Raw genomic sequence first — 15,634 nt, 5'->3', positions numbered from 1 at the left:
TGTATACTTATGATTTTTGGCCTAGTTCGAGTCAAGGTAATTTTTTAACATGCAAAAATTCACTTCTTATTGGCAAAAAATCTATTCAAAATTACCCGTATTGGCTTTTGATGCAGCATCGATTCCTATAGCTTGGTACGTTGCTTATTGGCTACGCTATAATATGCAGCCTTTCCCAAATTATTTGACCAGCCAGTATTCTTTAACTTCTTTAGGCGTTCTCACGCTTGTACAGATCGTTTGTTACTATCATTTTAAAGTGTATCGTGGACTTTGGCGGTTTTCTTCGCTAAATGACGTGATCCGCATTATAAAAGCAGTTGTTTGTGCTACTTTTCTCGTTATTCCTATATTTTACCTAACATCATTGCTTCAACACATACCACGGTCGGTATTACCTTTATACAGTATGATTTTGGTGACACTCCTATGTGGTGGACGAATGCTTCTGCGGCAATATTGGGATAAACAAAATTACCATGGCGATGTGGCTGACGTAAAGCGGGTATTAATTATTGGAGCCGGACAAGCAGGAGAAGGATTGGTTAGAGATTTAAAACGAGCTCCATCCTATTTGCCTATTGGATTTATTGATGACAATGTGGCAAAACGAGGACTTGAAGTGCATGGAGTACGTGTTTTGGGAACCGTGCGTGAAATAGCAGAATTAGTGGTGTCGCATCAGGCAGACTTAATTTTTATTGCCATTCCTTCTGCGCGTTCTGCTGCTATGCGGCGAATTGTTAGTCATTGTGAACGCTGTAATATTCCTTTTCGTACCTTGCCCAGTATTCAAGCATTGGTATCTGGCCGAGTGGAAGTGAATGCGTTAAGAGAAGTCAATATTGAAGATTTACTGGGTCGTGATCAGGTAGAACTGACTTGGGATAAAATTGCAGCCAGCATAGAGGGTAAATGCGTACTGGTGACTGGCGGAGGCGGTTCCATTGGGTCTGAGTTGTGTCGACAGGTTATGCAGCTAAACCCGGGAAAGTTGCTGATTTTGGATAATAGTGAATTTAATTTATATAAAATTGATCTGGAGCTGCAGGAGCGGTTTCCAATGGTCTCTGTTGAGCTGTCTTTAGCAAGCGTTACGGATTTAGTGGCGGTGGAGGATTTGTTTAAACGGTTTAAACCGGATATTGTTTTTCATGCAGCGTCTTATAAACATGTACCCATGCTGGAGCATCAAGTTCGAGTAGCCGTACAAAATAATGTGATTGGAACTAAAATCATGGCTGAAGCCAGCGTGGCTTTTGGCGTTGAAAAATTTATTCTTATTTCTACAGATAAGGCAGTCAATCCTACGAATGTGATGGGTACAACCAAACGTGCGGCAGAAATTTATTGTCAAAATCTCGATGCTCGGGTTGATACGCAATTTATAACCGTACGCTTTGGGAATGTCTTAGGATCAGTAGGTAGTGTGGTACCTTTATTTCAAAAGCAATTACAACATGGTGGTCCTTTAACCGTAACGCATCCAGACATAGAACGTTATTTTATGACGATATCAGAAGCTTGTCAGCTCATTCTTCAGGCAATGGCAGATGGCAATGGGGGCGAGATTTTTGTGTTAGATATGGGGGAACCTATTAAGATTCGTTATTTGGCTGAACAAATGATTCGTCTGGCGGGTAAAGAACCTGGAAAAGATATTCAAATCAAATACACTGGATTACGCCCAGGAGAGAAATTATTTGAAGAATTGTTTCATATATCCGAGCAGTTGGAACAAACGGAGCATGAAAAATTATTTAAGGCAAAATTTCGACCAATTAATTGGGATGAACTGACCGAAGTCATGCAAATGTTACAGGCGGCGTGCCATGCGCATCAGAATAATGAGCTCCTGATTTTATTGAGAAATTTGGTGCCAGAATTTCATTGTGACGTGGTAATGACTGCTTAAATTAAATATTGACGATTATTTTTATACTGGCATCATTGCTTCAATGGATGTTTCTCAGTGTTGTTATAATAATGGATGGATTTTAAGGATAGTCATGACAATAAGTTACGATGAATTTGCAAACGTTGACTTAAGAGCAGGTACCGTGGTGAAAGTGGAAGAATTTCCCAGGGCTAAAAAGCCAGCTTATAAAGTCTGGGTGGATTTTGGCCCTGTTTTAGGCATCTTACAAACGTCGGCACAAGTGACAGTTCATTATAAACCGGAATCTCTTTTGGGGAAAAAAGTCATTGGTTGTGTGAACCTAGGTGAAAAAAATATTGCAGGATTTACCTCACAGTTTTTATTGGTGGGATTTTCTGATGCTCATGGAGCAATTTCCCTGGCCACCGTTTTGCACGATGTAGCCAATGGAAGTAAATTGCATTAATTATACTTCCTATTTTCTTGAAAATAATACAGATTTAAGTTGATGGTCTTGCCCAAAATAACCAACATTCGCTAACGTTTGGGAAATATGTCATTAAAATGAGCATGACCATTTTCTGCCATTCGAACTTCCCGATATTTATGCAAGCCAAAATATTTATAGATAAGCATAGGCGCAGTCAGGCTGATAAAGCCAATGATAAAAGCCACTTTATAGCTTGGATCATCATTCATAACAAGAAAAACCAGGCATACCAACATTAGAGTAATGGCAATGATGCCTGTGTAAGGGGAACCAGGGGTTTTGTAACGGAGGTCGGCGGTTGTGTAACCGGCTTTATATAACCGACGACGAAAATTAATTTGTGCCCAACACAACGAAATCCAGGCAATGGCTCCGGTAAATCCTGAAACCAGCAATAAGGCAATGTATAACATGGATTGACCAAAAAAGTAGCCTGCAAGCAGCAGAATCCAGATGGAAATAAGGGTGACAACGCCAGCATTTTGCGGTACGGCATTCCGATTTAATTTTGCTAGCCTTTTAGGAGCCATGCCGTTGCGGGCCAAAGCATGTAAGGAACGAACAATGCCATATACACCGGAGTTGGAGCAGGACAAAGTGGCTGTGAGAGTCACAAAACTGGTTGCAGCACCAGCCCATCTCAAGCCATAGAGATTAAGAGCTTCGGCAAAGACAGAGTTGCTTAAGTTTGCTTTTTGCCAGGGGAAAATTAACACTAAGCAAAACACTGGGATGATGTAGATAAATAAAATACGGAAAGTAACGTTGCGTATAGCGCTTGGTATCATGCGGGCGGGATCAATGGATTCTCCGGCGGCAAGTCCAATGATTTCCGAACCTTGATAATTGACTAACAGAAGAACCATTGCGGTTAATAAGGCCATACCTCCATTGGGAAAAAGTCCACCCTGGTCAAAAATATATTTCCCGCCAATCATGCCTGGAGGTTGGGGACCATGAATAAATCCAAAGAAAATTAAGAGAGAAAGAACTACAAAGCCAAACAGAGCAAGGATTTTAATGAGAGCTAACCAGAATTCAATTTCACCAAATGTGCCTACTTTGGCAATATTAATGTAAGTAATTAATAAACCAAACCCTACTGCCCACACATAACCATTAATGCCGGTAAAATGCTCCATGATGATCCCACCGGCAACGCATTCTGCAGGAATATAGGCAACCCAACTGATCCAATAAGACCACCCGACCCCACAAGCAAGAGCAGGGGATATAAAATCAGCGGTATAATTGATAAAGGAGCCGGAAATTGGAATAGCAACAGCAAGCTCTCCCATACATAGCATGGTCAAATAAATAATTAGTCCTCCGAGTATATAGGCAAGAAAAACGGATGGTCCAACTTGATTAACAACTTCCCCTGTTCCCAGAAAATAACCGGAACCAATAATGCCACCCAATGCAATTAATTGAACATGACGGATTTTTAATGCCCGGCGAAATTCTCCATCGTGAATAGGCTTGATATTGCTTGCTTGTCGATCGGTCACTAGCTGTTTAATTCCTTAAAATATACACCTCAAAAGCGAGAGATGATGGATTTTAAATTCATTCGTCTGGATGTTAAGATCTAAGGACGAATGGCACTAAATTTAAGATCATTTAAGATCAATTTTTAACATCAGGCAAAAAATTAAGAAAATAGTCCTGCTTTTTGCGTAAATGAAATCCTAGAAACGGATTGACCGTTTAGGTTTTCCGTCTGCAAATCACGAGGGCTTATTTTTCGTCGTTTAGCGCCGTAAACCAAGCAGGAATTGTAAAATATTTTTATCTTTTGTCCATATTTTTAAATAGAGATTTCTAAAAAATTTTAAGGTTTGCCATTCGTTGAATTGACAAGAGGGTACGAGAGAGGAAATGGCAAGAATTTAACTAAAAATAGGAGTGGAATTAATACATAATGAAGCGATGCGTCTGGGCAGAACAGGTTAAGCCATATTATGAACAATATCATGATACAGAATGGGGCGTCCCTGTGCATGATGATGATAAGCTGTTTGAAATGCTCGTGCTGGAAGGGGCTCAAGCTGGTTTAAGTTGGAAAACGATATTAAAACGACGGGAAGGTTATCGTAAGGCATTTAAGCAATTTGACCCTCACAAAGTGGCCAATATGACCGATGAAGAATTAGAGGTTTTATTAAGCAATCCTGACATTATTCGCAATCGCCTCAAAATATTTTCTGCACGTAAAAACGCCATAATATTTTTATCCATACAGAAGGAATTTGGCTCATTTGATGCCTATGTCTGGCGTTTTGTCGGGGGGAAGCCTAAGGAAAACTTTCCTAAAAATCAGTATGAGGTACCAACGTCCACAAAAGAATCAGATGCCTTATCTAAGGATTTAAAAGCACGCGGAATGAATTTTGTTGGTTCTACTATTATGTATGCTTACATGCAGGCGGTGGGTATGGTAAATGATCATACGGCGGACTGTTTTAAATCGCACAGGTAAAGAGTTCAGTGCATTTGGCGGAGAGAGAGGGATTCGAACCCTCGATACGTTTCCGTATACACACTTTCCAGGCGTGCGCCTTCGACCGCTCGGCCATCTCTCCAACGCCGCAAGAGTATACTTGAACGCAGAAAAAATCAACTCGACGTTGGCATTTTAGGATCCAGGAGTATCTTTTATTCTGAAAATAATCATAAATGGATGATTTGTCTTGCAAGATATGGATAATTAAACAATAGGTTATGAGATGCATATTTATTGAATTAAAATCTATTCAATATTAACATCCGATTTGGATAAAAACAAAATCTGTATATAATTTATACAAAATAGATTCAAGGTATGGGCGATCATGATTAAAATAATAATCTTGTTTTTTAACATGAGTTTTATGGTTGCTGCACATGCTTTTCCGTGCTTTATTACCGTGATAAAAGACAATTGCTGGACTGATTATAATGTCACTGTAAATGTTCTTGATGCATCGAATGAAAATAATAATTTAGTAACGGTTATTGTCCCGGAGGGTTCCTCTTGGGCCAGACAAAAATTTACTTGCCAACCTAGCCAGAAACTAAAATTTCAAGCACAATTTACACCCGTATTTTGGGAGTCGGATGAGGGAAAATCTTACGATGGGCAACATTATTGGACATTGCCTCAACAAATTACGAAAGATGAAACCGCATGGAGTCTTACTATTTGTTATCCGGAACAATTCTCCGAAGTGCCACTTCCACCAACCGCAGGTGGACAATGTAAATGCAGTACTGCGGGTATTCCACCGGTTCCACCTCAATAATATACCGCACTGAAGTGGGATAGCATGCATTATTTTATTCAGGAGTATGATGCCGAGCTTAAGACATAAAATTGGCCAAATGTTAATCATGGGATTTTCCGGCCTGACAGTAGATGACAATAGCCCCGTTGCAAAATGGTTGCAGACGGACGGATTGGGTGGCGTATTATTGTTTAATTTTGATTTAATGACGAAACGCTATGGTAAAAATCTGAATGATAAAGAACAAATTAAGCGATTAAACGAGCAATTAAATCACTACTCCAAACAGGAAAATAATCTACCTCTTTTTATTGCATTGGATTATGAAGGAGGAGCGGTTGACCGTTTGGCGACGATTGATGGTTGCATGAAGACATTAAAAGCTTGTGAACAGGCCTCTCTTTCAAATGATGCTTTATACGCTGAAAGTGAAAAAATGGCTCTTACCTGTAAAGAACTTGGATTTAATCTTAATTTTGCTCCTGTTATTGATCTCAATTTAAACCAAGAACAAGGCATTATTGGCAAGCTTGGTCGTAGTTATTCTAACGATCCTGCGCAGGTTATTCGTGCTGCCAGCCAGTTTGTAAAAGCATTTAATCATCATAATATTGTTTGTGCTTATAAACATTTTCCTGGACATGGAAGCGCTGTCGGAGATACACATGAAGGTTTTGTCGATGTCAGTGGTTATTATCAGAACAGTGAGCTGCAACCTTATGAAAGCTTGCTGAAGCAAGATGCAGCGGCTATGGTTATGACGGCGCACGTCATTAACCGTCATTTGGATGCTGATGGATTACCGGCTACTTTATCATTTCCAATTCTGACCGGTTTATTGCGGCAACAAATGGGCTTTAATGGGGTCATTGTGAGTGATGATTTGCAAATGCAGGCAATCAGCCATCATTACGCAATTGATGAAGCTTTACGTATGACGATTCATGCTGGGGCTGATATGTTGATATTTGCCAATCAATTAGGACAGATAAGCGCAACAGAAGTTATTGATCGCATTGAACAGTTGACGCGAGCAGGTGAAATCAAAGTTTCCAGAATTGATGAATCGTATCATCGCATCATGCGCTTAAAAGAAAGGCTGACTATAGCTACTTTGTAGTTTCAAGCGAAAACCAGGAGAAATAAGTCTTGGTGCAATTGACATTGCCTTGCAATATGCTAAAATATGACCTTAATGTTCAAAATTAGTACTGTTTATATGAATGATTTAATAAGCGCAATAGGTCATACAATCTGCTGTATTTGCACTCTTCATCCTTGTTGTAGTTGTTAATATAAATTCATTCTTATTTTTCCTCTTATCCGTTGATTAAAAGGGTTGCAAATGTGCGCACAACATTCAGTTCAAAAAAATAATCTTTGGTTGAGTACCCCAGTTTTGTATTTTCTGATGATTTTGTTGGGTATTTTTAGTGGATTATCCGATATTAGTTTATTGAAAAATGTAGGATTGTTTATTGCTGATGTATTCATCAAAATTTTTAAATGCATCAGTTTGCCAATCATTGCGCTTTCCATCATTGTGACCCTATCCAATTATCGTACGGATGGTATGATGAAAAGTATTTGGCGCCGAACGATGTGCTATACGCTGGGTACAACATTGATTGCGGCGGCAATTAGTTGCTTGTTATATATCGTGATTCACCCAACCATGACGGGCGTTGTTTCCCAGGCTGCTTTTTTACCAACAAATCACGTGAATTATTTTCAGCATGTTGCCAATCTTATTCCATCCACTATTTTTTCACCATTTCTTGAGCATCAGGTTTTAAGTGTATTATTTTTAGGGATTGTTATTGGTATTGCCATACGATTTATTCCGGATGCTGAAGCAAGGCAGACCATTACGCAGTTTTTTCGTGGTGCGCATGGGTTGTTTATGGTCATAACCCGATGGGTAATCGCAATTATTCCTCTTGGTCTGTATGGGTTTATCACGACTTCTGTTGTGCAGTTGCGGGGTGGTACTTCCATCAAAGGCATAGGAGAATATTTATTAATTATTGTATTGGCTAATTTAATCCAAGGGTTTGTTATCCTGCCTCTTTGGTTAAAATCGCATGGCATTAAACCCTTTGCCGCCATGCGTGGTATGCTCCCGGCGTTATCCTTGGCTTTTTTCTCCAAATCATCGGTAGGCAGTTTACCGGTGACCATGGATACGGTGGAAAAAGCATTAAAAGTAAAACCGGAAATCAGTCGTTTTGTCTTGCCTTTATGCACCAGTATTAATATGAATGGGTGTGCAGCATTTATTTTTGTTACTGTGATTTATCTGATGCAGAATAATGGGATAGATGTGTCATTGGCTTCCATGGCGTTATGGGTAGTTGTGGCAACGGTCGCAGCCATTGGGAATGCTGGCGTGCCTATGGGATGTTTTTTCTTAGTGCAAGTCTGCTTGCAAGCATGAATGTACCCATCACGCTCATGGGAATCATTCTGCCTTTTTACAGCTTGATTGATATGCTGGAAACATCACTGAACGTATGGTCTGATTCTTGTGTGGCCAAGATAGTGGATGCAAAGCATACATCAGTAGAGGTCAATGAAACGCAGAAAGAAGAGTTAACACAAGCCGTTTATTGATTTTACCATCACGTACAAAACATGGCTTTACTGTAATAAAGCCATGCATTTATATTTATAGCAACAGTGCTTTGCAAAGTGAGTAATACATATCAGCGAGTATTGTTAAATCAGCAAGTGCCACGCATTCATTGACTTGATGTATCGTTTCATTGACTGGTCCAAGTTCAATGACTTCCACGCCATAAGGTGCAATGAAGCGGCCATCTGATGTCCCCCCGCTGGTCGATAATTCCGGTGTTTGGCCTGTTTGTGAGGTAATGACCTCAATACAGGCATCCAACAGGCGACCCTTCATGGTTAAAAAAGGCTCACCATTTAACCGCCATTCAATCAATGGCTGCAGGCCATGACGCTTAAAATATGTTTGTACGGTCTGTTTTAACGTTTCGGCATTTTGCTCAGTGGAATAGCGAAAATTAAATTGCAAAAGAAGTTCACCCGGAATGATATTGCTCGCTTGTCCACCAGACTGGATGTGGGTTATTTGTAATGAAGTGGGGGGGAAAAATGCATTTCCTTTATCCCATTCCGTGGATACTAATTCGACCAGCACAGGACTTATCGTATGAATAGGATTTTCAGCCAACTGTGGGTAAGCAACATGGCCTTGCTTGCCATGCAAGACTAATTTGGCGGTTAACGAACCGCGGCGACCAATTTTTACGACGTCTCCAATCCGTTTGCTGCTGGAAGGTTCACCGACAATACAATAGTCCGGATGGATGCCTTTTTGTTGTAGTTGCGACATGACATAGGGTGTACCTAGATTGAAATGGTCACCTTCTTCTCCACTGGTAATGAGAAAAGCAAGCCTGCCAGGAAAATCAGGATGTGCTTTTACAAATTGCGAGGCGGCGATGAGCATGCAGGCGAGGCTGCCCTTCATATCTGCTGTTCCTCGACCATACAGTAAACCGTTATGTTGATGCAACACAAATGGATCATGCAGCCATTTGGTTAAATCACCGCTGGGGACGACGTCGGTATGTCCAGCAAACATTAAGAGAGGCCCACGTTTACCAATGATAGCAAAAAAATTGGCAACAGGCGGGCTATCGAATTTTTGGCAATGAAACCCAAGTGCTTCCAGATAGTGAATCATGAAATCTTGGCAGCCATTATCATGAGGTGAGATTGACTGGTAACTAATTAAAGAGGTCAATAATTCTTGAAGGGAGTTCATGCCTTAATATCTCTCAATAACTCATTAATGCTTACTTTAGCACGTGTTTTTTCATCCACTTGTTTGACAATAATGGCACAATATAAGCTATGGCTTTTATCTTCGCTCGGCAAATTACCCGGTACGACAACAGAACCAGCCGGGATACGGCCATAGCTAATGTTGCCAGTCAAACGGTTGTATATTTTTGTGCTTTGTCCCAGAAAAACACCCATTGAGAGCACTGAACCACGTTCGACAATAACGCCTTCCACGACCTCGGAACGTGCGCCAATAAAGCAATCATCCTCAATGATGGTTGGATTTGCTTGTAAGGGTTCGAGAACTCCGCCAATACCTACGCCGCCAGATAAATGAACGTTTTTACCAATCTGCGCACAGGAACCGACAGTAGCCCAGGTATCAACCATGACGTTTTCATCAATATAGGCGCCAATATTGACGTAAGAGGGCATGAGAACACTATTTTTTCCAATAAATGCCCCGCGACGAACCATGGCATGAGGTACGATTCTCACGCCGAGCTTGTTATATTCTTCAGAATTTAAATGATTAAATTTAAGAGGAACCTTATCGTAAAATTGACAAAAACCAGCATCAATCATTTGATTAGAGTATATCCTGAACGACAAAAGAACGGCTTTTTTTATCCACTGATGAACGACCCAGTGATCTTCTATTTTTTCAGCGACACGAAGATGCCCTTGATCCAGCCCATGCAGCACTTCCTCAATGGCGTTGATAATTTCAGGCGAAGCCGTGGCCATTGAAAGCTGTTGTCGTTGTTCAAACTGATGTTCAATGATTTGTTGCAATGATGACATGTTTAACCTTGGTGGATGCAAAAATGCAAGTATAACTAACTTTTTATAGGAGTGTCTGCTACCAATCATCATGGTGCCAGCTGTTTTGTATATTCAGTCATAGGAAGTTTGCACAGGATGCAATAGGGAGTATACTGCATAAATTGTAGAGATAAGGTTTTATAATGCAGTTGTTAATTACTGGAAGCGCAGGATTTATTGGTTATCACTTGGCTCAAAAGCGCCTACAACAAGGTGATGTTGTTATTGGTGTGGATAACTTGAATGATTATTATGATGTTCGTTTGAAACTTGCCCGATTAGAGCAATTGCAACGTCATAAAAATTTTATTTTTTATAAAGCGAATATCAGTGATGCCAAAGAGGTAGATAAGATTTTTTCTAATCATCAACCACAGAGGGTGGTGAATTTGGCAGCACAAGCAGGAGTTCGCTATTCCCTTAAAAATCCACATGCTTATATTCAATCAAATTTGGTTGGTTTTACCAATGTTATTGAAGCTTGCCGTCATCATCAGGTTGAACATCTTGTGTATGCCTCAACCAGCTCGGTCTACGGTGCTAACAGTAAGCAGCCTTATGCAGAAAGTGATGGTACCAATCATCCTTTGGCTATTTATGCTGCGACTAAAAAAGCAAATGAATTGATTGCTCATTCTTATTCCCATTTATATCGATTGCCAACGACGGGCTTACGTTTTTTTACGGTATACGGCCCATGGGGAAGGCCTGACATGGCGTTTTTTTCCTTACTCGCGATATTCTCGCAGGCCATCCCATTAAAATTTACAATCATGGCCACATGCAGCGAGATTTTACTTATATTGATGATATTGTGGCTGGCATTTCCCTGGCTATTAATAATCCTGCAACTCCCGATCAGACCTGGTCAGCTGCGGCGCCAAACCCCGCAACCAGTAATGCACCTTATCGAATTTATAACATCGGTCATGGACATCCGGTGAATTTAATGGATTACATTCACGCTATTGAATTGGCGACAGGTAAACAAGCCATTAAAGAATTTTTACCAATGCAGGATGGTGATGTTTTGGCAACTCATGCAGATACTGAGCGTTTGCAGCAAGATTTAGGGTATGTAGCGCGTATTGATGTTAAGGAAGGCATTGCACGTTTTGTAGAATGGTATTTGAATTTTTATCATTAAAAAGGAGGGCGCTTACATGAAGTTAGCAAAATTATTTGTTGCTATGACGTTTGCAAGTGGAAGTGTATTTGCAAACAACATTGAAATTATTGGTAATATTCATCAACCAATCCAATCTCTTCATGCGCACGGAGACACCGTGACATTATTAAAGATGAAGCTGTCGGACAAGGCGTTAAAAGTTGTCCATAATCGAGCACAAAGGCAATATAAGCAACATGAAACAGTTGTTTCATCATCAAAATATCCAGCAAGAATTCAATTAGGCATGAATCAAGTTCCGGTGCTCAATCAAGGTACTCATGGTTCATGCGTTACATTTGCTAATACCGCTGCTGTTGATGCGGTGTTGGGTAAAGGGGATTACATCAGTCAATTATGCCAGCTGCAATTGGGTCGTTACCTTGAATACAACGCCTATGGTCACAGTGGCTGGAATGGTGCTTATGGCCCAGATGTTTTGAACCAGATGACCTTATTTGGAATCGTTAATAAAGAACAACAAAGAATGTATGGCTGCGGTGGTTTAACCGAATATCCTGTTATTGGCATGGATCCGGATACGGAAATGTCCTTGACGGATTATCATAACCTGAGTGAAAAAATACCTGATGATGAGGTTAGGTGGTCGTCTATTCTCGATGTGGACTCTTCTACCAGAGACCGAACTGATACAAATAAAACGTTGCAAGAGATTAAAAAGGCATTAAACGCTGGTGATCGAGTGACTTTTGGTTCTTTATTGATGGATGTTGAATTAGGAGTGGCCGGGGCTGTAGGTAGATACCATGCGGAGAATGATACGTGGGTGCTTACTACAGAAATTGCACGAGATATTTATTTGCGAGACAGCATTGCCGGGCATGAAATGATCATTACCGGTTATGATGATGATGCTATTGCTTTCGATGAGGAAGGACGTCAATATCGAGGATTACTCACGTTGCGAAATTCGTGGGGGGAAAAACGAGGTAATCATGGCGATTTTTACATGTCTTATGATTATTTCAGAACATTTGTATTGGAAGCACAGCGGATTAGAGCTTTGCAGCCAGAATGGATTGAACGTTATAAAGCTTAATATAGGATTAAAAATCCCTGCCAGCCCTTTCTATAAAAAAAGCTGGCAGAGATGCACTGCAATTGTTGCAAAATTTAGGTTAAGGCATACTCTAGATCAGCTTTCAGGTCGTCTATATGTTCGATGCCCACTGATAAACGGATAAATCCATCTTCAATGCCTAATGCTTTACGTTTTTCTGCAGGGATGGAAGCATGTGTCATGATGGCAGGGTGCTCAATTAAGCTTTCCACACCACCTAAGCTTTCTGCTAATGTAAATAGTTCACATCGTGATAAAAAGCGCTTGGCGCTGTTGAGATCACCATCAATGACCATGGAAATCATACCGCCAAATGCCTGCATTTGTTCTTTAGCCAACGAATGTTGTACATGACTCTTAAGCCCCGGATATATTACTTTTTGAATGCGTGGATGGCGTTCTAGCCAGTGGGCTAAAGCAGAAGCATTTTCACAATGCCTTTGCATGCGTAATGGTAATGTTTTTAAGCTTCTAAGAACCAGAAAACTGTCAAATGGTGCAGCGACACCACCGCAGGAATTTTGTAAAAAAGCCAGTTTTTCCGCAAGGTCTGGTCGATCACCTACAACAATCACACCGCTTATAACATCCGAATGACCATTTAAATATTTTGTTGCTGAATGCAATACCAAATCAAAACCCAATTCTAGAGGTCTTTGAATCCAAGGGGTGGCAAAAGTATTGTCAACGACACTAATGAGATTATGACGTTTGGCCATGGTTGCAATGTGACGCAAATCAGCAAGTTTAAGCATGGGATTTGAAGGAGTCTCTACCCAGATCATACGGGTCTGCGGACGAATCGCTTGTTCAATGCGTTCAGGATGACGCATGTCTATAAAAGAAAAGGAAAGATTAGAAGTGCGGGTTTTAACTTTATCGAATAAACGAAAAGTACCACCATAGAGATCATCCATCGCAATAACGTGGTCTCCTGCGTCAAGCAAATCAATTAATGTATTGATTGCTGCCATTCCGGAAGCAAAAGCAAATCCTCGCATTCCTGATTCAAGGCTGGCAATGCAGGCTTCATAAGCAGTACGAGTTGGATTATGTGTGCGTGAATATTCATATCCTTGATGGACACCTGGCGATGTTTGTCGGTAAGTCGAGGTTGCATAAATAGGTGTCATGACGGCACCAGTGCTGGGATCTGGATTTTGTCCGGCATGAATTGCGCGCGTGTCAAAGTGTTTATTTTCCATAAAAAACTCCAATAAAAAATTAATGTGGGGTAGGATCGAACAAAACATTTAAAATGGTATAAAATTAAATCAAAATGATCATTAATTACACGCTAAAGTGTAACCATCGATTGGCCGTTAATAACTAAAGAATGTCATTCTAGTGAGGGATGCATGGGTAAGCAAGGAATCAATTTTGAAAAAGTTGCAGCGATTGCTGCGCGTATAAAAAAGCAAGGCAAAGAACCTTCATTAATGGACGTTTGTGAGGAGATGGGTTTATTATCCATTATCTCAGAGGTGGCTTTTTTACTTGAGAAATGGCATCACTTACAACCAGAGTTTAAGCAAAGCCATGCCAAGTTACTTCTTGAAAACATGCCAATTGATGTGCTGTGGTCAGCAGAAAATCCGGAATTTGAGAAATCCATGGTATTACTTTATGCTTTCTTGGAGTCTACAGTAAATAACATTCTGATAACAGAAGCGGCGAATCAGGTACAAATTGATAAGGCCTTAAAGCACGCATTGGCAAATGAAGAGTTTTATCTTGTTTACCAGCCCCTTATTAATATAAAAAAACTTTCTACGGCAGGGTTTGAAGCATTGTTACGCTGGAATAGCCCTATGCTTGGGGCTATTTCTCCTTTTGAATTTATTCCTGTTGCTGAGAAAAATGGTTTAATCATTGAGATAGGCACTTGGGTGCTTGAGGAAGCCTGTACACAAATGATGCATTGGCATGAGCAAGGTTTTTCTGAGTTGACCATAGCTGTCAATATTTCAGGCCGACAATTGTATCAGACTAATTTTCCTCAGTTGATTGATGACGTGTTGCGTAAAACAGGATTATTACCAAAATATCTTGAATTAGAGTTGACCGAAAGTTTGTTTATTACCAATATTGCCCATGCAGTTAAGATTATGCATCAGTTTAAGGAAATTGGACTTAAGCTTGCCATTGATGATTTTGGAACTGGTTATTCCAGTTTATCTTATTTAAAGCAATTTCCGGTTGATAAATTAAAAATTGATAAATCTTTTATTCATGACTTGGTCAATAATGTCTACGATGCAGCGATTGTCAAAGCAGTGATTAATCTTGGACACAGTCTTAATTTACAAGTTCTGGCAGAAGGCGTGGAAAGTGAAGATCAGAAAAATTTTATTATCACGCATGGCTGTGATTTTGCCCAAGGCTTTTATTTTAATCCACCAGCCAAACCAGAAACGCTCAGTAACTACCTCAATCAATATTTATCTTGATGAATTGCTGAAAATAGAGCAGGAATATGAATGTTTCTTCATACCAATTTGAGCGCATGTGGGATATGATGAGTCTGAAACAATCTGTTGGTCCTGTCAATCGCCGACAGTCCTGTATTTTAAAGGGAAGGAAATTTTTTCGTGTTTTCAGAGCTAAAAGCACTTTTAGTAAAGCCTATAGTCCCTCAATTAATAGCGGTTGGCTTTATTATTCTGATTGTATGGCAAATCGGTGTTGGAATGATATCTGTCATTTTTCGTGATAAATCCATGAGCTCTACGATGACGCCTCCTCTGATAAATGGCGTTACAGTGAACCAGGATTCAACAATAAGCAGCATAACGACTCCTTTTTTTGGTGAATACGTACCTGCCAGTTTAAATGATGCCACCATCAAGCAGTCCATGTTAAATCTGAATGTGGTTGGCATTATCTTTGCGGAGCGTGAGCAGGATTCCAAAGTCATCATCAGTACGGCAAGTGGTAATGAGGAAGCGTATCAAGTGGGGGACTCTTTGCCTGGAGGGGTTGTCATTAAACGGATTACTCCACAAGGGGTCTTGGTCAGCCGTCATGGAGTCATTGAAAGTTTAAGTTTACCTAAAAATGAATTAATCTTTGAACCACCTGCTAAGCCGTTAATGAAGGAATAGAA

13 protein-coding genes, 1 tRNA gene and 2 pseudogenes are annotated in these 15,634 nt (G+C 40.3%); 11 read left to right on the top strand and 5 right to left on the bottom strand.

Annotation, left to right across the window (positions count from 1 at the left end; genetic code table 11):
* Positions 1-49 precede the first annotated feature (49 nt).
* A complete protein-coding gene (locus tag LOA_RS08525; RefSeq protein WP_025385963.1) occupies positions 50-1,915 on the top strand; it encodes a polysaccharide biosynthesis protein in 1,866 nt (621 codons plus the stop codon).
* A gap of 94 nt (positions 1,916-2,009) precedes the next feature.
* Positions 2,010-2,345 (top strand): tRNA-binding protein, encoded by a 336-nt coding sequence (locus LOA_RS08520; RefSeq protein WP_025385962.1) that lies wholly within the window; start codon positions 2,010-2,012, stop codon positions 2,343-2,345.
* 71 nt (positions 2,346-2,416) lie between these two features.
* Here the strand turns inward: LOA_RS08520 and LOA_RS08515 are convergent, their stop codons facing one another.
* On the bottom strand, positions 2,417-3,880 hold the full coding sequence (locus LOA_RS08515) for an amino acid permease (protein ID WP_025385961.1): 1,464 nt from the start codon (positions 3,878-3,880) through the stop codon (positions 2,417-2,419).
* Between the two features lie 413 nt (positions 3,881-4,293).
* On the opposite strand from LOA_RS08515, the gene LOA_RS08510 reads away from it, so the two are divergent.
* Positions 4,294-4,851 carry a DNA-3-methyladenine glycosylase I gene (locus LOA_RS08510; RefSeq protein ID WP_025385960.1) on the top strand — a complete coding sequence of 186 codons (558 nt, stop codon included), beginning with the start codon at positions 4,294-4,296 and terminating at the stop codon, positions 4,849-4,851.
* Between the two features lie 15 nt (positions 4,852-4,866).
* On the opposite strand, the gene LOA_RS08505 is transcribed toward LOA_RS08510, so the two are convergent.
* Positions 4,867-4,954 (bottom strand) — tRNA-Ser (locus LOA_RS08505).
* Between the two features lie 249 nt (positions 4,955-5,203).
* On the opposite strand from LOA_RS08505, the gene LOA_RS08500 reads away from it, so the two are divergent.
* The 3 genes and pseudogenes from LOA_RS08500 (at position 5,204) to LOA_RS08490 (ending at position 8,248) form a co-directional block, all read left to right on the top strand.
* On the top strand, positions 5,204-5,653 hold the full coding sequence (locus LOA_RS08500; protein ID WP_051398985.1) for a hypothetical protein: 450 nt from the start codon (positions 5,204-5,206) through the stop codon (positions 5,651-5,653).
* 49 nt (positions 5,654-5,702) lie between these two features.
* Positions 5,703-6,755 carry a glycoside hydrolase family 3 protein gene (locus LOA_RS08495; protein WP_025385958.1) on the top strand — a complete coding sequence of 351 codons (1,053 nt, stop codon included), beginning with the start codon at positions 5,703-5,705 and terminating at the stop codon, positions 6,753-6,755.
* Positions 6,756-7,046: 291 nt separating this feature from the next.
* Positions 7,047-8,248 (top strand): annotated as a pseudogene (locus LOA_RS08490) (dicarboxylate/amino acid:cation symporter).
* Positions 8,249-8,303: 55 nt separating this feature from the next.
* Here the strand turns inward: LOA_RS08490 and dapE are convergent.
* Together dapE and dapD are read right to left on the bottom strand one after the other, a co-directional pair.
* Positions 8,304-9,434, bottom strand: coding sequence for a succinyl-diaminopimelate desuccinylase (gene dapE, locus LOA_RS08485; protein ID WP_025385957.1), 1,131 nt, complete (start codon positions 9,432-9,434; stop codon positions 8,304-8,306).
* Positions 9,431-10,258 carry a 2,3,4,5-tetrahydropyridine-2,6-dicarboxylate N-succinyltransferase gene (dapD, locus tag LOA_RS08480; protein WP_025385956.1) on the bottom strand — a complete coding sequence of 276 codons (828 nt, stop codon included), beginning with the start codon at positions 10,256-10,258 and terminating at the stop codon, positions 9,431-9,433. The genes dapE and dapD overlap by 4 nt, the downstream gene beginning before the upstream one ends.
* Positions 10,259-10,422: 164 nt before the next feature.
* Here dapD and LOA_RS15865 point away from each other — a divergent pair.
* The 3 genes and pseudogenes from LOA_RS15865 to LOA_RS08470 form a co-directional block, all read left to right on the top strand.
* Positions 10,423-10,935: pseudogene (locus LOA_RS15865) on the top strand (GDP-mannose 4,6-dehydratase); the annotation flags it as partial.
* Positions 10,936-11,219: 284 nt separating this feature from the next.
* Complete coding sequence (locus tag LOA_RS15855; RefSeq protein ID WP_274544684.1) at positions 11,220-11,426, top strand: hypothetical protein; 207 nt, start codon at positions 11,220-11,222, stop codon at positions 11,424-11,426.
* Positions 11,427-11,442: 16 nt separating this feature from the next.
* Positions 11,443-12,507, top strand: coding sequence for a C1 family peptidase (locus LOA_RS08470; protein WP_025385955.1), 1,065 nt, complete (start codon positions 11,443-11,445; stop codon positions 12,505-12,507).
* Between the two features lie 74 nt (positions 12,508-12,581).
* Here LOA_RS08470 and LOA_RS08465 read toward each other — a convergent pair whose 3' ends face one another.
* Positions 12,582-13,733 (bottom strand): trans-sulfuration enzyme family protein, encoded by a 1,152-nt coding sequence (locus tag LOA_RS08465; protein WP_025385954.1) that lies wholly within the window; start codon positions 13,731-13,733, stop codon positions 12,582-12,584.
* A gap of 153 nt (positions 13,734-13,886) precedes the next feature.
* Here LOA_RS08465 and LOA_RS08460 point away from each other — a divergent pair, with 153 nt between their 5' ends.
* Entirely contained in the window at positions 13,887-14,978 is a 1,092-nt protein-coding gene (locus LOA_RS08460) for a putative bifunctional diguanylate cyclase/phosphodiesterase (protein WP_025385953.1), read from the top strand.
* 141 nt (positions 14,979-15,119) lie between these two features.
* A complete protein-coding gene (locus LOA_RS08455; RefSeq protein WP_025385952.1) occupies positions 15,120-15,632 on the top strand; it encodes a type II secretion system protein N in 513 nt (170 codons plus the stop codon).
* Positions 15,633-15,634 lie beyond the last annotated feature (2 nt).

Source organism: Legionella oakridgensis ATCC 33761 = DSM 21215 (genome assembly GCF_000512355.1).
Taxonomy (GTDB): domain Bacteria; phylum Pseudomonadota; class Gammaproteobacteria; order Legionellales; family Legionellaceae; genus Legionella_A; species Legionella_A oakridgensis.
Note: the sequence above shows the minus strand (reverse complement) of the source record. Positions and strands in the feature narration are given on the sequence as shown.